General features: G+C 28.7%; 12 protein-coding genes. 6 read left to right on the forward strand and 6 right to left on the reverse strand.

Annotated features, from left to right (window positions below):
- Positions 1–1,411: 1,411 nt before the first annotated feature.
- Positions 1,412–2,821, reverse strand: a complete 1,410-nt coding sequence (gene lpdA / locus ECAJ_RS00730; protein WP_044261947.1) for a dihydrolipoyl dehydrogenase — start codon at positions 2,819–2,821, stop codon at positions 1,412–1,414.
- 270 nt (positions 2,822–3,091) lie between these two features.
- On the opposite strand from lpdA, the gene ECAJ_RS00735 reads away from it, so the two are divergent.
- From ECAJ_RS00735 to ECAJ_RS00755, 5 genes are all read left to right on the forward strand, one after another.
- Complete coding sequence (locus ECAJ_RS00735) at positions 3,092–5,476, forward strand: hypothetical protein (RefSeq protein ID WP_011304268.1); 2,385 nt, start codon at positions 3,092–3,094, stop codon at positions 5,474–5,476.
- 422 nt (positions 5,477–5,898) lie between these two features.
- Positions 5,899–7,347, forward strand: a complete 1,449-nt coding sequence (locus ECAJ_RS00740; protein ID WP_011304269.1) for a hypothetical protein — start codon at positions 5,899–5,901, stop codon at positions 7,345–7,347.
- A gap of 11 nt (positions 7,348–7,358) precedes the next feature.
- Positions 7,359–7,979, forward strand: coding sequence for a hypothetical protein (locus tag ECAJ_RS00745; protein WP_231243058.1), 621 nt, complete (start codon positions 7,359–7,361; stop codon positions 7,977–7,979).
- Positions 7,969–8,505, forward strand: a complete 537-nt coding sequence (locus ECAJ_RS00750; RefSeq protein ID WP_011304271.1) for a hypothetical protein — start codon at positions 7,969–7,971, stop codon at positions 8,503–8,505. The genes ECAJ_RS00745 and ECAJ_RS00750 overlap by 11 nt, the downstream gene beginning before the upstream one ends.
- Positions 8,506–8,771: 266 nt before the next feature.
- Positions 8,772–9,566, forward strand: coding sequence for an MBL fold metallo-hydrolase (locus tag ECAJ_RS00755; protein ID WP_011304272.1), 795 nt, complete (start codon positions 8,772–8,774; stop codon positions 9,564–9,566).
- 746 nt (positions 9,567–10,312) lie between these two features.
- Here ECAJ_RS00755 and ECAJ_RS00760 read toward each other — a convergent pair.
- Together ECAJ_RS00760 and pstC are read right to left on the reverse strand one after the other, a co-directional pair.
- The gene (locus ECAJ_RS00760) at positions 10,313–11,113 is read right to left on the reverse strand and encodes a glutamine synthetase (RefSeq protein WP_011304273.1); all 801 of its coding nucleotides are present in this window, start codon (positions 11,111–11,113) and stop codon (positions 10,313–10,315) included.
- A 6-nt stretch (positions 11,114–11,119) separates the two neighbouring features.
- Positions 11,120–12,244 carry a phosphate ABC transporter permease subunit PstC gene (gene pstC, locus ECAJ_RS00765; RefSeq protein WP_011304274.1) on the reverse strand — a complete coding sequence of 375 codons (1,125 nt, stop codon included), beginning with the start codon at positions 12,242–12,244 and terminating at the stop codon, positions 11,120–11,122.
- 155 nt (positions 12,245–12,399) lie between these two features.
- On the opposite strand from pstC, the gene alaS reads away from it, so the two are divergent.
- Complete coding sequence (gene alaS, locus ECAJ_RS00770; protein ID WP_044262106.1) at positions 12,400–15,063, forward strand: alanine--tRNA ligase; 2,664 nt, start codon at positions 12,400–12,402, stop codon at positions 15,061–15,063.
- A gap of 2,291 nt (positions 15,064–17,354) precedes the next feature.
- Here alaS and sucD read toward each other — a convergent pair.
- From sucD to rpsU, 3 genes are all read right to left on the reverse strand, one after another.
- On the reverse strand, positions 17,355–18,242 hold the full coding sequence (gene sucD / locus ECAJ_RS00775; protein WP_011304276.1) for a succinate--CoA ligase subunit alpha: 888 nt from the start codon (positions 18,240–18,242) through the stop codon (positions 17,355–17,357).
- 7 nt (positions 18,243–18,249) lie between these two features.
- The gene (gene sucC, locus ECAJ_RS00780) at positions 18,250–19,410 is read right to left on the reverse strand and encodes an ADP-forming succinate--CoA ligase subunit beta (protein ID WP_011304277.1); all 1,161 of its coding nucleotides are present in this window, start codon (positions 19,408–19,410) and stop codon (positions 18,250–18,252) included.
- Positions 19,411–19,490: 80 nt separating this feature from the next.
- Positions 19,491–19,766: a 30S ribosomal protein S21 gene (rpsU, locus tag ECAJ_RS00785; RefSeq protein ID WP_011304278.1), complete on the reverse strand. Its 276-nt coding sequence runs from the start codon at positions 19,764–19,766 to the stop codon at positions 19,491–19,493.
- Positions 19,767–19,821: the final 55 nt, after the last annotated feature.

The following is a 19,821-nucleotide window of genomic DNA, read 5'->3' on the forward strand; positions in this document are numbered from 1 at the left end:
ATATTCAGCAAAGTATTTAAGTTAATATGTGTGGTTATAGTAGTGAAATCTATATTAGAAAAAGTGCTCAAGTTGATATGGATGATGATAAAAATAAAGTTGAAATATTAAATATTTTTTAATTGTGATTGTATCTTTATTAGAGTAAGTATAGATCAAGAAATTGTATATTATATAAATAATTAGTTGTAAGTCTGATTAATATAAAAGCGATATTTTATGGAGATTTTGAGTAATATATTTGTATATAAGTTAGTTACTTAATATTAACATGCTGATTTATATATTATTTAGATACTATACCTAGATAATTTATTCTATGAAAGCTAATAAGTAGATTGATGTTAATAAATAGTTGGGTATAAGTGTAGATAAAATAGATATTTTATATATGTGAATACTATACTGTTGAATAATAAATTTATTATAGAACTTAGCTTTGTTTATAAATTTGTATACTGATACTTCTGAGTAATAGTGTAGCAATAGATGAAATGGTTTAGCTTTGATGTTTTTATATGTCAGTGGATGGTGTGTTTTATGTGTTGTTGTTAGGTAGGGTGTTTTGTTATCTTGTGTTGTTAAAAAATAAATAGCTGACTAAAAATTTGTTTAGAATATTTGTGTGAGTACTGTGCTTATATATGATAAATTTGTAAATGGAATTAGCTTTGTTTATAAATTTGTATACTGATACTTCTGAGTAATGATGTGGCAATAGATGAAATTGTTCAACTTTGATGTTTTTGTATGTCAGTGGATGGTGTGTTTTATGTGTTGTTGTTAGGTAGAGTGTTTTGTTATCTTGTGTTGTTAAAAAATAAATAGCTGACTAAAAATTTGTTTAGAATATTTGTGTGAGTACTGTGCTTATATATGATAAATTTGTAAATGGAATTAGCTTTGTTTATAAATTTGTATACTGATACTTCTGAGTAATGATGTGGCAATAGATGAAATGGTTTAGCTTTGATGTTTTTATATGTCAGTGGATGGTGTGTTTTATATGTTGTTGTTAGGTAGAGTGTTTTGTTATCTTGTGTTGTTAAAAAATAAATAGCTGACTAAAAATTTGTTTAGAATATTTGTGTGAGTACTGTGCTTATATTTAAAAAGTTTCTGTTTATTTGTATGTTTATCTTTCTATAGATGTGGTATTGTTTCAATATAGTCAAAAATGTAGGATTTCTAGTGTTGTTTTATTGATGAATTCTGTATGGTAGATAAAAAGTTTAAGTCTTAATCGTTAAATATTTTTATGAAGATTTATCAAAAGTGTAATTATTACACAATTTTGACTTGATTTTATATACCTTCTAATATCAGTATAAAAAAGTATATGTTTTACTTAGCAACAGTATCTTATTATGATAGCTATACAGTATAATTAAAATTACATTAAAATAGTAATTTAGCTATTGAGTGACTCATTATTTGATGATAATACTGCTTCATGGAGCATTTCTGACAATGTGGGATGAGGAAATATAGCTGATGTTATGTCCTGATCAGTAATTTCTACTTGTTTCCCGATAATGTACCCATTGATCATTTCTGTAACTTCTGCTCCAATCATATGTGCACCTAGTAATTCTCCAGTAGACTTATCTATTATAACTTTGACAAATCCTTCTACTTCATCTATAGCTACTGCTTTTCCACTGCAATTTGCATTAAATTTTCCAACTTTAAAATTGTAACCTTGGTGTTTTGCTTGATGTTCGGTAAGTCCGATACTAGCTATTTGTGGTATAGAAAATATACAACTGGGTATATTGTTTTTGTTAATAGTGTGTATCTTATGTTGGGGTATTTTATTCTCTGTTGCAGCTATGTTTTCTATGCATAATATTGCTTCATGACTTGCTTTGTGTGCTAGGCATGGAAAGCCAGCAACATCACCTATAGCATAGATTCCTGGTTCATCTGTACAACAATGCTTATCAGTAATGATAAAACCTGCATTGTCTGTTTTAATTTTTGTATTTTCAAGACCAATGTTACTAGAGTTAGGTATTATTCCTACTGCTAATATAACATTATCTACCTGTAAGTCTATTGTATCTGAAATCTGAACTTTAGCGTAATTATTACACTTTTCTAATTTTGTAATTGAGCTACTTGTGTGTATTTTAATCCCTTTATTACTTAAAATGTTATGCATACATTTGGATACTTCATGATCTTCAAGTGGTAATATATTATCTTTTAATTCTACCATAGTGACTTGAGTACCAAATGTATTATAAAAACTTGCAAATTCTATTCCTATAGCTCCACTTCCTATGATAAGTATGGATTCAGGAAATTTGTTTGGTGTCATGGCATTTTTAGCATTCCAAACTATATTATTATCGAAATCTATGCCAGGTATGTTTTTGGCTTGAGATCCTGTTGCAAGAACTATATGTGTTGACGTAATACTAATTCTTTTATTCGAATGATCTGTTATTTCTACAGTTGCGTTACCTAATAATTTTGCAGTGCCATGATAAACTTTTATGTTATTTTTTTTCATAAGTCCACTGATTCCATTGGCTAGCTTTTCAACAACGTTACGTGATCGCTCTATTATTTTATTAAAATCAAATTTTACATCTTTTACTGTAATCCCAAAAATGTCTGCTTTTTTAATGTTGTGATAAACTGATGCAGATTGTAGCAATGACTTTGTTGGTATACATCCCCAATTTAGGCAAACTCCACCTAGTGAATTTTCTTTTTCTACTATTGCAACATCATACCCTAATTGTGCAGCTCTTATTGCTGCTATATATCCTCCTGGTCCACTCCCAATTATGAGAAATTCATGTTTAGTCATGCTTTTATTTATTGATACAAAACGAATAATGATAGTGGAGTGTAATAATATTTGCAAGTGTAACATTTTGAAAGATTGCAAATTTGTATTTATGGATAGAGAGTAATTTTTAATATATTAATAAAAAATTAACTAGAATTATTGATTTGTTAAATATTTATAATATTATTAAGAATTATTAATTCCCTTAGTTTAATTTATGAAAATTTTAATAAGATCAGAAATGGTTACTATAAATAAAGCATCAATGTATAAATACGGTTACTAAGAATGGATAGTTTTTTGAACGCATATAGTGTAGATTTGATTCAGCAAAATAGTACTATATTTTCCTTATATTATGTGAAGCGTGGTTTGGTAGCGAATGATCTAATATGTGAAGTTCATCATGATAATTCCAATTATGCTGTAAAAGTTAATGATGTACCTATACTAGATCATACAGTGAAAAATTATTTACCGAGAATGTTATTTGTAAAAGGTGTGGATAATGACTTTTTGATTGTAGCGGTTTCTGTGAATGAACTTAAACAATATAAGATAAGAAAGAGTTTATTATTGAAAATTTATAAAATAAATTATTTACCTACTATAGCATTACTTGACTTCGATAAGATAAATTTAAGTAGTTCTATACGTTCACTAAGAGAAGAAGTTAAATATCCTGTTGTACTGTATCAGAATCGTCCAGATACCATTATGGTTATTGCAAGGGTGGATAACGATGATAGGGGAAGATCTCCAGATAGATTATATGTAATGTGGAATCTGCGATATCGTGATGGTAGATTTGCAATTATTAAGCCTGCTGCTAGTGAGGGTCAATTTAATAATAGATATTTATTTAAATATTCTGGTTATATAGGGTATGGTAAATATAGTGATAAATTAATTATGGTGTCAGAGGTTAAAGGGCACCTGAAATTACTTTATGTTGGGAAATATCTGTCTCAAGATTATAATTTTTTTTCTAATATATATGAAATCTCAGTTGACTATACTTTAAATTTTGGTGCAAGGAAGTGTATTATAAACTATCGTTATGAATGTAATTTAAGAGATATCGATAAGTATAATATTCCTGTCGGTGGAATTGATGTAATTAATGCTATCAGTAATGGTAAGAGTACTTATTTAGCTTATGTTGGTGTAGTGTCTAATAGTAAGTTTGGTGATGATACTCAATTGGTAATAGTTAGTAATAAACAAGGTAAGCAGGTTACTATATATGATTTTATGCGTGTTGCAGACCGTGTTACATCTTTATATGTAGTACATGTTGATAGTAACATAGTGATGACTACTGTGAGTTCATCTTATATAGTCAGGTATGAGATACCAGAATTGCAGTTAAGAAATGGAAATGTTACACATATTAATATAATGCAATTCTCGCGTCGTGAAATTACAAACGTTGCTAATTTTGCAAATGTTATTACTGGAAATATATCATTTCCAAGTGATAAGTATATTAATGTTACTACTGTAGCTGCTAAGAAATTGTGCAATAGTGTAGAGAATGTGTATTTTAATGTTAGATCAATTCTGTCTGGAGATATTTTTACTACTGAACAAAGTCTTAGTTCTGTTAATGCATCTATGTATGAAACAACTCGATCAGTAATTTCTAGAAGTGAATCTACAAAAATGTCTGTAGAGCCTGTAACTTCTGTATATATGCTTAGTAATACTGAAAAACCTGTGATGGCTGTAGATTATCCTTCTGAAGCATCTAGTACTGTGCAATCAATAATTTCAAAAAGTAGCATTACTGAAGTTGGTATAAAGTCTGCTACTGCTAACTCATTATCATATAACTCTGATAGTACTATGGAATCTGTAAGTACTAGAGATAAGTTTTCTACAATGTCTAGTGCAATTCAATCAATAGCTCCTAAAAGTTATGCTTTAGAGAGAGAAAAAGGTGCTTCTACATCTAGTGCAATACAAGCTGAAATTCAGGGTAGTAGCACTACTGAAGATGTGAAACATTTAAGTTCTGATACAGTATCTAGTATTGGTTTTAGTACTTCTCAAAGTGTTGTAAGATATTATGTAACAGATACTGTCAATTCATTATCAATAGACCGCAACGATGTTGTCTCAAGTATTACTGATGTTACAGCGCATCCTATAACAAATAAAAAGAAATCAAAAATTGTTGATAATAGAAGCAATGTTTCAGATGTTAAATATGGTTCATTGCATAAAAAAGTGAAATATAATGTAAAGCGTAGTACTCTTAAGCCTGGTATTAAAACTTCTATAAAAGAACATACATTTCATAGTGATTTTACACCTACTGATTATGTTTTAGCAAATAGATTGAATCTTACGAATAATGTAAGCATGTCAGATTATTATTTGACAAATAATGGAACAGATGAAAGTAATGTAAGAATGGATAATAGTAAAAATGGTTTATTAATTGGTGTAGTGTGTGCTGTATTTTTTATAGTTATGGTTTTATTTTTCAGTAAGGGTGGCTATGATAGATTAAAACGAGGTGTTATAAGGTGTCTTGGTAATGGTAGGAGAACGAGATGTAGAAGTGCTAATCCTAGAGTATTACCAGTACTTGAATTACATGATTTACGAGAGATTTCAGGTGTAATAATATCTAATAGAGCAGCATATGCAAGTAGTATTAGTTGATAGTATAAGTGTTTTTGTTTGAATATAAAAGAGCATTAGTACTTAATAAATGATATGTAGTAATGTTTCTAGTGTTTTGGTTCTATTATGCCTTTTTATGTGCTTAGTTGATAATGTAGTTATATGAGTAGATTGTGAGACACTTGAATTAATATTATTGACATTTAAGTTGTACTAAATGATATAGTGGTGATTATAAATAAATTATTTTATTTACATAGCATGATTAATAAGATTAGTTAAATTGTACTTTATTGTTATGGCATGTAAAAATATTATTAATTCAAAGATCTAGTTATATTTTTTTCTCATTTTTTTTATTAAGATATCTTTATTTATTACTATTAATAGTAGAGAGATGATTCTTTATTTATATGAATTATTAAATCTAATGTTAATACTATGAATTTTGTGTAGAAGTAATGTCATTTTTTTCTAAAATGTCTAAAAATAGAATCGTTATATCTGTAGGAGATAACGGAGCTGTAGTTCTTAATATTGTAAATAGCGAAGTACGGGATAAATATTTTATTGAAAACAAACAAGATGTAGATTTGTCAAAAGTAGTATCATGTATAATTGAATATAAAACATCTTCAATATATCTTGTATTAAATCATTCTGAACAGATTTATACTGAACATGTAATGCCTACATATAATAGAGTTGTTGCTAAGTCTTTAGTAAAAATGAATCTTAATGATGTCATGGGTGATTATGATATAAGTGATGCATTTTTATTAACAAAGCCTAATGATTCGAATAAGAGTTGTCATTATATGGTTGTAAAAAGTCAGCTGAACAATCTAACGAAGAAATTATTGGAAGTGATTGTTAGTAATTTAGGTAATTTTTGTGGTATATTGTTATTACCTACAGAATTGTCATATCTTTGTGATAGGTTATTAAAATTTTATGGTAAAGATAATGAAGGATGGGTTATACTGATTGCTTATACTAAGACAAATGATTTTAGGAAAATTGTTTTATATCAAGGTAAGATAATACATGTAAGTAATGTTATTATAACTTCAGATGAAACATTACCAAGTATTATTGCAGGTAAAATTTATCAAGAAATATCTAATACAGTTTTGTATCTTGCGAAATTTGGTTATAGTAAAGAATCAATTATTAATTTGTATATTATAACTTCTAGTAATATAAAAACTAGTTTGTTATCATTTGATTTTAAAAATATGGATAGCAGTATTCTAACTCCATATGAATTATCGAAAATTTTAGCATTAAAACAATCTTCAAGTGTTGTAAGTGAGTTTTGTGATACTGTAGTATTATGTGCTATTACAGAAAAAACTCCGCTCAAGGTTTTTCATACTAAAGATACTAGTTTATTCTATAAGATTTTATTTTTTAATAAGTATGTTTTACCTTGTTTGTTATGTTTTATTGCATTGCTGTCTCTACTTAATATCACTTACATGTTCAGTATAAATGATAATTATGATGAAAAAATTGATTTACTGCTTCGTAAAGAAGAATTGGTGTCTAAAGTTGAGAAAATTAGTCAAGATACTACATTAAAACAAGTTAATGAAATGTATGAAACAGTAGATGTATATAAGCTTCTTTTAGCAGATGATTTTTTCTCGTTAGATTTGATTTTGCGATTACGAAAAGTGGATTTAAAAGGGTTTAATGTTAATTACTTGTCATGTAATGCACGTGGTCATGGTATTGCAGTAAAACTGTTATTGAAGTTTGTTGAGGAAAAGCAATTTTCATATTATTTTAACGGCTTGAAAGATAGAATAATGGAGGAATTTAAAGATTATAAAACAGAGGTAATAGATACTTTACCTAATGTTGCAGATAATGAAAAAATTATTGTAGTCAAACTGGCAAAGTAATGTGTAATAATATGTTGAAGAGATATTGCATAATTAAGATATCGATATGTGTTTTGTTGTTAATTACCTTATCTATAACATTACATTACTTATATAAATCTAATGCTTATATATTATGGCATAATTTGCACATTGCTGATGAAATTCAAAAGTTGAATTTTGAGATTATGGATGTTCATAAACATGAAGCAATGCTAAATGATAGTGGAATTTTATGGCAAGAAATATCTACATCAAATATATATAGTACTAATACTTTTTATGAAGAAAATTTAGGTAAGTTGATAACTAATTTATGTAAGAAATATTATTTGTTTAATTCTCAAATAAACATCTCCAGTCCTAAAATAGTTAATCATTTGTATAATAAACAGTATATAGACGTAATTAAGAGCCGTGTTGATATTAATTTTTCATCTATTAGTGATGAATATGTATTTTTATTCCTTAACGCAGTACGTCATGATGTTTCTGGATATGTTAAAGTTGTTAATTTTAATATTGAAAAAAAGACTGATATTACAAACGAAGTATTACATTCTGCATTGAAAGGTGAAACTGTGGCTACTATAAGTGGTCGTATTTCATTTGATTTATATAGTATAGTTGGTAGGTTTATTGATGAGAGTTAGTGTAATATTATCAGCGATAGTTTTATACTTAATGTTGAATGTTGGATGTGAAGCTAATACACATGATTGTCTTGGTCTTGTATACGCATTGAATCATTGTACAAGTTATGCTTGTGAGATGGATTTTTCTAATGATAAAATTCAATATACAGTTTTTGGATTGAGGAATAATAATTGTAAGTTAATGGAAAAAGATGCTTCAGGTATGATGTTGTGTTATATACCGCAGGATGAATTAAAAGTGATGTCTGAGTATTTAGTAAGGGTAATTACCAATAATTTGAATGTTGATACTTACAAAATTGAGCGTATGTTATTTGAATTGTGTAACTTTTATTATGTAATGCAAGATAGTTTAATTCCAGAAAATGAAGAAGTGAATGAACAAAATGCATTGCAAGTAACACGTGCTGCAGAATTGAAAAGAAGGAATATTAACATTAGTAAAATAAAGAGTATATTTTTTCGAGATGAAGATATTATGAAATTACATTCCATATATGCCCAAAATCAGAATATGAAATAAGATTAGTTAACATATGTGTAGCAGTATAAAAGTAATGAATAATTTGTAGGATAAGTTATTTGTGAAGTGTTAGTGAAGGTTTAATATTATCTTGTGTACTTAATATCATAATGTTTTTACTGCTTTTATAGTATTTTACGTAAACTATCGTAGGTATGTTGTGGTTAATTTTATATTATCTTTTTGGTGTACTTTATATGTAATTTATATGCTTGACTAATGAAATTACTAGTGGTATTGATCACTGATAAGTACATTTGTTTTTTATGAAAGTAACTATTCTTGGATGTGGGTCATCTAGCGGTGTACCAGTGGTAGGCTGTAGATGTGATACCTGTAGTTCAAGCTTGAAGTATAATAAGCGCATGAGATCATCTATACTTGTTGAGAGTGCTGATGTACAGCTACTTGTTGATACTACACCTGACTTAAGATTTCAAGCACTACAAAATAACTTATCATCTGTTGATGCGGTATTATATACTCATTTTCATGCAGATCATTGTGATGGTATTGCCGATCTGCAGCAATTTTTACCTAAACATGATGTAAACAATATACCTATATACAGTGATATAACTACTTTATGTTTGTTGACTGCTAGTAATTCATATTTTTTTATTCCTAGCGGACATGCTTCTGTTTCGAAAAAGTGCAGTTATTTGAAGGCTAATGTAATATATTACTATAAAGAATTTGTTGTTAAAGATTTTCATATATTAGCTATAAAGCAAATACATGGTGTTAACAGTTCTAATGGATTTATATTTAATAATGTGATGGCGTATTGTACTGATGTTAAATCTTTTCCAGAAGAATCTTGGAAATTTTTATATAAGAAGAAAGTATTAATAATAGGATGTTTAAAATATGATGCAAGTTTTGGACATGCTCATGTAGATTTATGTTTAGATTGGGTAAAAGAGTTAAGGCCAGAAGTTGCTATCCTAACTCATATGAGTCATGATCTTGAGTATTATTCTTTAATTGATTATATAAAAAGTCATTCTAAAGATAATATAATAGTTGGTTATGATGGTATGCAGTTTAATATCCAGTAGTATAGTAAAATGATGGGTAGCTAGTGTTAGGGTATCAGTTAATAAGTAAAACTTGCTTTTTATAATTAAGTATAATCTTAATATGTGTGCTACAAAGGTTTAGATCATTTTAGTAATGATAATTTCATTGTATTTTGATGACTTAAATATTTAATAGGATAATGTTATTTCTAATTTGGTGTTTTTATTATAGCATTATACAACTTCACAAAGGAAGTTTTGTTGTTTGTTAAGTGAGTATTAAAGCAGAAGATGTTATATGTCAGTTAATATTTTTTGTGTTGAATACAGTGTGCAATAATTATACAAACTTTTTTCCTTTGTTAGATTTAGAGATAATTAATTGTTCATTTATGGACCAGTTATGTTAGATAAATGAATGTTATTTGTTGGTATTTATAAAGCGTAAAGCTCTATGTTTTGATCAAGGTTTTTCACTTTAATGCTTATTGTGTATATATGAATTGAAGTGTGTTAAGTAAGAAAGTTGTTGTATGTAAATTGGTGTTTTTTTTCATACAGATTAGTATTGTTTTACTCATTTTATCTTTTGATTAGATTTTTAGATTATTTTTGTAACAATAGTTTATTGTCTTACTTTGCATTTATTGAAGCAATGGATGTTGTGTTTAGGTAATGTTTTAGTTGTAAGAGATAGAGTTACATTACTTTACAGGAGGGGATCTTTTTTGTGAAGTAGTATTAATGTAACATTTAATATCAAAAAAAGAGATAAATATACATATTTAATCTGTGATATTGTATTTTATTGCTTCGTTTAAGCTTAATGGGAGTTTTTCAAGGTTGTATTGTATATCTGAAGAGATTCCGTAAGTTTTTGGCGGTGGTTGTATTTTGTTTTCTATACCATAAATTATTCCTTGTAAAATTGATGTGATAGCTTGTTTATAGTTACAGTCTGCTCCAGGTACTCGGTGTTCTATTCTGCATTTTGTTGGATCTGTACTAGTACTTGGTATACGAATAGAAGTGCTTCTGTTATTCCCTCCCCAGCTTATAGTTGTTGGTGTATCTATGTCGGCGTGTATGTATCTTAAATAAGAATTATTATTTGGAGCAAAGAAAATCATATGTTTTTTCATTAGAGAGCATAGTCCTCCTATGCTGTATAATAGATAGTTACTCATTTTGTTATTTTGATTGTAAAATAAGTTATTATGATTGGCATCAAGTAGATTTATATGAATGTGAAATGCGCTGCCTGGTTTATCTAAGTATGGTTTTGCAGCAAAGTTTATACTTCCTCCGAAATGATTTATACTATCTTCTAAAACTTCTTTGATCAGGTTAATTTCAAGAATGAGATTTAAAATATTGGTAGTTGTTGATGTTTGTATTTCGTATTGTAAGTTGTCTTGTTCTTTTATTATATTGCAGTTAAAGTGAAATATTTTTTTCTTGATATTAGTAATTAGTAAACTGATATCATTTGGCTCCACATTGTCAAAATAAAATTCTAATTCTATGCCTATTAATGGTATAGCATTAAGATTTGTATTAAGATAATTTAGTGTATAGTTTAACATATAAAACTAATGGATTTTAATGGACCTTGTTGCTTTTTTTGTAATACATAATGCAATTAAGTTAAGAAGCCATGTTATTATGAATAGTGTAAGTCCTAAGGCGTACGCAGATGAAGTTTGAATACTATTAAAATTTTGATCTCCTGTTAAAATTGTTGCAATTTGTACTGTGATTGTTGTTACAGCATGTAGCGGATTGAAGCTTAAATGTGCTGTTATACCTGCTGCCATTAATACAATCATTGTTTCTCCAATTACTCTTGAAATTGATAATATGATTGAACTGATAATGTTTGGTAATGCATATGGAATTATAATATTCCAAATAGTATCTGATCTTGATGCACCAAGTGCCATTGATCCATATCGTAGGTTTTTAGGAACAGAGTGTATGGCATTTTCTATCATAGAGGTAATAAATGGAAGGATCATTATTCCTATTACTAGTCCTGCTACTAATGCATTTTCTGATTGTGTATTAAGATGATAATATTTTGCTAAGCTTCTGATTGATGGAGATAAAAATACTACAGCAAAGTATCCATATACTACTGTGGGAATTCCTGCTAGTATTTCAAGAATTGTGTTTGTTATATATCTTATTTTTTTACTTGCATATTCACTGATATAAATTGCAGAGAATAACCCTAATGGTACAGCTATAGTTATTGCAACAATTACTATCAGTAATGTGCCGCTTAATAATGGTAATATTCCAAATGACCCTACTGGTTTCCCATCTATGATTTCTGGATCTGGTTGCCAGTTAGTTCCGAATAAGAAGTCAGTAAGTGGTATTTTACTGAAAAATAGGGCTGATTCATATGTTAAACATAATACTATGCATATTACAACAAGCGATAGTAATCCTACTGAAGAAAACATGATACATTTAAGTAGTATGAATTCTTTGTCTATGTATATTGCTATTAATACTAAAACTAATACTATAAATGTGATAATGATAGAGACTGTATTAATGTGTTCTGTGTAGAATGAATAGCATACAAAGAATGGATAGGTTATATTGAGACAGGTAATAATGTTAAATTTGTCTTCAAAGTTAAGTTTTATTTTATGGTAGTTCCCTATTAATAATGTAATGGACAATAATATTGTAGTGAGTATCATATTTTTATAAATAAAGTTCACAAGTTTTTTACTTATGTAATTTAGGAATTTTACCTTTATTATATAAGTGGATTTATTTTATCACTTTTATAGTGCTTTGTAATATCAAATGTATACTTTTGTTATGTAACTTATATTTTACAATGAATAAAATTATGAAAGAAAGCAACTTAGTTGGGGATATTAGGAAATTATTTGTAGATTTTTTTATAAAGAATGGTCATCAGCTTTTTCCATCTTCTCCATTAATAGTAAAAGATGATCCATCTTTGTTGTTTACTAATGCTGGTATGGTACAATTTAAACATGTATTTACTGATGCTAGTAATGCAAATGTAGGTACTGCTGTATCAAGTCAAAAATGCTTGAGGGTAGGTGGTAAACATAATGATTTAGAAAATGTTGGATATACAAATAGACATCATACTTTTTTTGAAATGCTTGGTAACTTTAGTTTTGGTGATTACTTTAAGGAATTTGCAGTAGAGTTAGCATGGAGTTTTGTAACTAAAGAACTTGCTTTAAATAAGGACAAGCTTTATTTTACAGTTTATCATGAGGATCAAGAAACATTTGATTTATGGAAGAAAATTAGTGGGTTTTCTGAGAATAGAATAATCAAGATAAAAACTAATGATAATTTCTGGAGTATGGGGAGTACAGGACCGTGTGGTCCTTGTTCAGAGATTTTCTATGATTATGGAGAAGATATAGAGGGTGGATTACCAGGTACTCCAGAGGAGGATGGTGCAAGGTTTACAGAGATCTGGAACTTGGTATTTATGCAATATAATAGAAAATCAGATGGTGAATTATGTGCGCTGCCAAAAAAATGCATAGATACTGGTATGGGACTTGAAAGAATTTCAGCTGTGATGCAAGGTGTGCATGATAATTATGATATAAATTTGTTTAAGGATTTAATAAAGGTATCAAAGAAGCAATCAGGTAATACTAATAATGAACTTGCTCATAGAGTTATTGCAGACCATGTGCGTTCAGCAGCGTTTTTAATAGCAGAAGGACTAACACCAGGTAATGAAGGTAGAGATTATATTTTACGTCGTATAATTAGAAGAGCAGCTCGTTATGTATACATGTTAAAATATGATGGAGCATTAATGTACCAAATTTTTCCTAGCTTAATTGATGAAAAAAGTTATGCATATATGGCAGACTATTATCCAGAATTAATTAATGCTAAGGATTTAATAATATCAATTTTGAAAATAGAGGAAGAAAATTTTAAAGATACTTTAGTTAAGGCATTGCCATTGCTTGAGAAAGAGTTAGTAGGTTTATCTTCAGGTGGTGTCTTGCCTGGTGATATTGCTTTTAAATTGTATGATACTTATGGGTTTCCGGTTGATATTACTTTAGATATTATAAAAGAGAAAGGAATAAAGTTTGATGAACAAGGCTTTTATGATCAAATGGACAAGCAAAAAGAGAGGTCCAAGCTTAATCATTCTATAAAATCTGTTCAGCAATTAAAAGGTAAGTTATGGGTAGATATTAAAGAGCATTATGGTGGTACGAAATTTGTTGGATATGAGCAATATAGTACCAGGGCTAAAGTTCTATCAATCATTTATGAAGGGGATAAGAGTACTGAAGTAGCTAATGTTGGAGATAGAGTTAATGTATTGTTAGATATAACACCATTTTATGCTGAGTCCGGAGGACAAAAGGGTGATACTGGTGTATTCAATGTCATTGTAAGACAAGGAAAAGAGCTATTAAGTTGTGATGATGTTGTTGAAGTGTTGGATACGAAGAAAGTACTTGATACACTTTATATTCATGAGTGTGTTATCAAAACAGGATCCTTGATTGTTGGTGATATAATTTGTGCGGAAGTTAATTGTGAAAAAAGAAAAAATTTATGTGCTAATCATTCAGCAACACATTTGTTACATTATGTTTTAAAATCAGTAATAGATCGTAGTATTATACAAAAGGGATCATTAGTAAGTGATGATAAGTTAAGGTTTGATTTTAGTTATGGTGTTGCATTGACAAAAGAACAGTTAACTTTAATTGAAGATAAGATGTTTTCTTTAATACGTAATAATAGTCCTGTTGTTACTCATATATGTGACTTAAAAGAAGCAATTGCTGATGGAGCTGTTGCACTATTTACTGAAAAATATGAAGATCATGGAGTAAGAGTAATTAACATAGGAGATTCAAAAGAGTTATGTTGTGGTACTCATGTTAGATATACTGGTGAAATAGGATGCTTCAAGATAGTATCAGAAGCTAGTGTCGCTTGTGGAGTGCGTAGAATAGAAGCAGTTACAGGTCAGCATGCTATTGACTATTTTAGAGAGCAAGAGAAAATGTTACATTTGATTGCTGAGAGTGTTAAGTCTCCTATAGACAATATATTGATACAAATAGATAAACTTAATAGAAATAATCAAGAGCTAAAGCAGAAATTATCAGATGCTTATTTTAGTGTGATTAATTTGCAGGGTATCGCTACTGACAAAATAGGAAGTATTGATTTCTTGTATAGCAGTTTAAATTCTGTGCCAATTGATGTTGTAAGAAAATTTATTAATGAGCACCTTGTTAATGATATGATAATGTTCTTTTCTAATGTTGTAGGTCGTAATGTTATGTATGTTATAGGTGTTGCAAGCAATTTACATAGTAAAATTAAAGCTACAGATTTTGTGGAAATAATAGGTGAAGTTATAAAGAGCAAGGGTGGAGGTAATAATCAATTAGCTCAAATTAGTGGAGAGTATATTAAAGAAGTAGATGTCATATTTCATGTAAAAAATAAGTTGATTAATGTTTTGAGAAATTAGTGATCATGCTTTAGTGCATTTTTTTATAAAAATAGATTTTAGTTTTTTCTTTTATCTTCGGAATATTGAGTATGGTAGTATATATGCTTTTGCAAGAAGATTTGTGTGACACAATAAAATATCTATATTGATTTATGCAAAGCATTGGATAATATAAATAAAGGTACAAGCAGTATTCAATGAATTAAAATTTAATTGTTAAGAGTATTATGTCTATTGTACATGTAGGTATCATATGTTCTTTTTTTTATGTAAGCTTATGATTTTTTAAAAGTTATTGAGTCTGAAATGTTAATTGTGGTAGAGAGTTTTAGTATATGTAAGCTGAACACCATATTTAACTAGAGTTCCAGTTAATAGATGATAATGCTTTGTGTATCATATGTGCTATAAACTATATAGCTTTATATGATAATATTTTTGAAAAATATATCAGCAAAGATTTTATTGTTTGTGAGATATTAGATAACATATAGATAGTGTTTAATTGTCTTAAATTTATAAATGGTAAAATTTGTATATATGAGTAGTTTATATTAAATCTTGATGGTGATGGGATACATTTACAGTAAGCAGTATAAATATATTTTATGATCTTGAATTTAGGCTAATAAAGTGAAATTTTGTTGATGTATGTGGTGCAAACTGTAATATCATATTATATTTTGGTAAAGTAGGCTGTAATTTTTTAAAAGAGTTATTTAGATTAAGTATTAAATAATAGAGTACATTGTAGTAAATACTGAGTGAAAATATATTTTAATTAGCTTGAATTTGTAGCTGACAAAGTGGAATTTTGTATACCATATGTAGTAGAGTTTTTGTGTGACTTCATATTGTGTTATGGTAAGGTAAGATTTTTTAGTGTTAGTAAGTCTCAAATGATAATAGAAAACTTACTATATGTAAAACAGTAAGCAATATGTAGATAGTATTTAATTCACTTAATTTTTGAATAAAGTGTGATTCTGTATAGTTTTATATGGCTTGTATTTTGTTGTAATCTTGTTGAAAGATATTCTGTATAGTAGTAAGATTTTATTGTGTGTAATTCACTAAATAATATGTAGGTAATGCTCAATTGGCTTAAATTTATGACTAAATAAAGTATGAGATTTTTCGCACATGTGAGTACAAACTGTATGACTTCACGTTTATTTTTAAAGAAGTATTGTAGTTTTTTTCAATATAGATCATTTGATATATAGAAATCTGTATTGCAAATATATGCTAGAAATAAAGACTTATGATATTCTACGCTGTAAATGTAAGAATAATAGTTATTATTAAACTTACTTGTAGTATGCATGCAGGAAATAGTATGTTATATTTTACAATAGGTTAGTTAGTATTTTGCATATAATATAAATTTTCATAGAAAAGTTTGTATACTCTTTTTCTAAGTCTATAGTTCTAAAATGATTTATCTATTTGAATGTAAAGTGGAATTATAATAAAATCTGGATTTGTTATAAGTGTTGAAAAGCTAGTTACGTATAATTAAATACTTTGATAGAGTATTATGTAAATTATTCTGTTTAGTCAACTTTGAATGATTATGGAGTTATAGACTGAAATTTTATTAATATAGAGTACATTGTGAGTGTATAGCAAATTATAAATTTATGAAAAGAATGTAATACATGAAGAAGTAGTAATATTTTTACGTAATTGGTTTATAGAAAGTTTGAACGGTCAGTGATTAAAAAACTGATTTAGAGTAATATAACTCTAGTATTAATAGCTGTGAATTGATAGCTATAAGAAGTGTTTTTGTATCATGTAAAAAAATTTTGAGTTTGTGAGTGATAAGTCATGACATGTAGAAGTATTATTAGAACTTATATGTGATTAGTGTAGTAATGACTATGCTCTATTTATATGATACAAAGTCTTATGTTGATGGTTAGCATGACTTGATTTGTGTGAGTTTGATCTGTCAAATACGATAATATTTTTTATATTACACTTGTTGCAGAATGTTGAATATGGTTATTGATAATGAAATAAATCTCTATAACTAAACAATATCTTTTTATCTTACAATGACAATAATTTTAAAACAATAATGGTAATACTATCCATCTGATAAAATAAATTTTACTGCGAATATCTAATTGATAACCTTAAAATGTCACAACATTATGTTTGTTATTCCGTAATAGTGTAAGTACTAGCATAATTTTGAAATAATGTAAAAACATTATGCAAAATAAAACATTACTCAGAAAATTAATATAGAAACTTACACGCTTCAAAAAGCTATTACAAAATACCTTGTAAGGACAGGACTAGTTTTTATATTTATTATTCATAGCTTCCAACATTGTTTTTCCAATAACTGCTGGTGTTTCAGCAATAACAATACCAGCGTTTTTCATAGCTTCTATTTTACTTTCAGCACTGCCTGAAGTACCTGAAGAAATTGCTCCAGCATGACCCATACGCTTTCCTGGAGGTGCAGTTTTTCCAGCAATGAATCCAACTACAGGCTTATCAGTTCCTGATAGTTTTATAAATTCTGCAGCTTCTTCTTCTTCTGATCCTCCAATTTCTCCAATCATGATAATACCGTGTGTATCTGGATCGTTTATAAATAGTTTTATGCAATCTGTGAAAGACATACCATGTATAGGATCTCCACCTATACCAATACATGTTGACTGCCCTAATCCAACTTCTGTAGTTTGTGCTACTGCTTCGTATGTAAGTGTACCGGAACGTGATATTACACCTATATGACCACGTTTATGTATGTATCCAGGCATAATACCAATTTTACATTCTTCTGGAGTAATAATGCCAGGACAGTTAGGTCCTATTAATATGCTGTTTGAACTTAATAAAGCACGTTTTACTTGTACCATATCTAAAATAGGAATACCTTCTGTGATACAAATGATGAGCTCTATACCAGCTTCAATTGCTTCTAATATTGCATCAGCTGCATAGGGTGCTGGAACATAAATAACAGTAGCATTTGCACCTGTATCTAACTTTGCTTGCTTTACAGTATTAAAAACTGGGAGATTTAAATGAGATGTGCCACCTTTTCCAGGTGTTACTCCACCTACCATATTTGTTCCATAAGCAATAGCTTGTTCTGAATGAAATGTACCATGGGCACCAGTGAACCCTTGGCATATAACTTTTGTATTCCTATCTACTAAAACGGACATATTGCCTCTATTTTTTTACTATATTAACTATGTTGTATGCTGCTTCGCTTAAGTCGTTTGCTGTAATAATATTTAGGCTTGAATCATCTAGTAACTTTTTTCCTAATTCAAAGTTTGTTCCAGATAGCCTTACAACTAATGGAACATTAATTCTAATCTCTTCTATTGCAGCAATAATACCATTAGCAATGATATCACAACGCATGATACCACCAAATATATTAACTAGTATCCCATCAACTTTATCTGATAAAATGATTTTAAATGCTTCAGTAACAGTCTTTTGGCTTGCTCCTCCACCAACATCTAAAAAGTTTGCTGGTTCAGCTCCATAGTATTTAATAATATCCATAGTTGCCATAGCAAGACCTGCACCATTAACCATACAGCCAATGTTGCCATCCATCTTAATGTAATTTAAACCGTACTTAGAAGCTTCTATTTCTTCTTTAATTTCTTCATCGTAATCACGTAATTCTTGAATGTCAGGATGACGATATAATGCATTGTCATCAAAATTTATTTTTGCATCAAGAGCAATGAAATTTCCTGAGGATGTCTCAACTAAAGGATTGATTTCTACTTGATTAGCATCAGTGCTTAACATAACTTTATATATTTTCTCAGCTATATCAGAAATTTTTCTTGTTTGATCTAAGCTTAAGTTGCTATCAAAACATAAGTTACGTCCATGGAAACTTTGAAATCCGAATAGTGGATCAATGTTACACACAATAACTTTTTCTGGAGAAGTTGAAGCTACTTCTTCTATATCAACACCACCTTCAGTTGAAAATATTATACTTACTTGACTTTGTTTTCGATTTACAATAGCACTAATGTAATATTCCTTCTTTATATCACATCCTTCTTCTAGGTATACTTTCCTTACTTTTTGTCCATCCTTTGAAGTTTGATGAGTAACTAAAGTTGATCCTAACATGTTTTTTATGGATGCCTTAGCTTCGTCTGATGTACGACATACTACAACTCCACCAGCTTTACCTCTGCCGCCAGCGTGGATTTGTGCTTTAACGACAATTACTTTTGAGTGTAATTTACTTATAGCATCATCAACTTCGCTTAACGAATGTACTATAGCTCCTTTTGGAACACTAACACCAAACCTACTCAGTATATGTTTTGCCTGATATTCATGAATATTCATATTAATATACCTTACTTGATACTTTAATTACTAAATTTAATATGTAGATAATATAAGAGCTACAGTACACAACTTTGTACTTACTCGTTAGTACTGTTATCATTAACTTGAGAAGGCCTCTTCACCTGAAAATGTCTAGCACTAACTTGAAATTTAGTAAACTGCGGCTCGTAAGGTACTTTGTGCAATTTTTTTCTTCTCCTTTCACAATCATCCTTTTTTCTTGCACGTTTTTCTGACGGTTTCTCGTGATGAGTAATTTTCATTTGCCTAGGTTTCCCCTCACGTTGTAATTTCTTTTTGAGGGTACGTATACCTTGTTCTATATCTCCATGGTAAACTATAACTTCAACCAAAGAAAGTCCTCCTATATAGATAAATCGAGCAGTAATGATACCAATAACAAGTTAA

Source organism: Ehrlichia canis str. Jake, from assembly GCF_000012565.1.
GTDB classification, from domain to species: domain Bacteria; phylum Pseudomonadota; class Alphaproteobacteria; order Rickettsiales; family Anaplasmataceae; genus Ehrlichia; species Ehrlichia canis.

What these genes read in the sequence shown, in the direction of transcription:
- lpdA (WP_044261947.1), bottom strand. Translation starts at nt 2,821, where the DNA reads ATGACTAAACATGAATTTCTCATAATTGGGAGTGGACCAGGAGGATAT.
- ECAJ_RS00735 (WP_011304268.1), top strand. Translation starts at nt 3,092, where the DNA reads ATGGATAGTTTTTTGAACGCATATAGTGTAGATTTGATTCAGCAAAAT.
- ECAJ_RS00740 (WP_011304269.1), top strand. Translation starts at nt 5,899, where the DNA reads ATGTCATTTTTTTCTAAAATGTCTAAAAATAGAATCGTTATATCTGTA.
- ECAJ_RS00745 (WP_231243058.1), top strand. Translation starts at nt 7,359, where the DNA reads ATGTTGAAGAGATATTGCATAATTAAGATATCGATATGTGTTTTGTTG.
- ECAJ_RS00750 (WP_011304271.1), top strand. Translation starts at nt 7,969, where the DNA reads ATGAGAGTTAGTGTAATATTATCAGCGATAGTTTTATACTTAATGTTG.
- ECAJ_RS00755 (WP_011304272.1), top strand. Translation starts at nt 8,772, where the DNA reads ATGAAAGTAACTATTCTTGGATGTGGGTCATCTAGCGGTGTACCAGTG.
- ECAJ_RS00760 (WP_011304273.1), bottom strand. Translation starts at nt 11,113, where the DNA reads ATGTTAAACTATACACTAAATTATCTTAATACAAATCTTAATGCTATA.
- pstC (WP_011304274.1), bottom strand. Translation starts at nt 12,244, where the DNA reads ATGATACTCACTACAATATTATTGTCCATTACATTATTAATAGGGAAC.
- alaS (WP_044262106.1), top strand. Translation starts at nt 12,400, where the DNA reads ATGAAAGAAAGCAACTTAGTTGGGGATATTAGGAAATTATTTGTAGAT.
- sucD (WP_011304276.1), bottom strand. Translation starts at nt 18,242, where the DNA reads ATGTCCGTTTTAGTAGATAGGAATACAAAAGTTATATGCCAAGGGTTC.
- sucC (WP_011304277.1), bottom strand. Translation starts at nt 19,410, where the DNA reads ATGAATATTCATGAATATCAGGCAAAACATATACTGAGTAGGTTTGGT.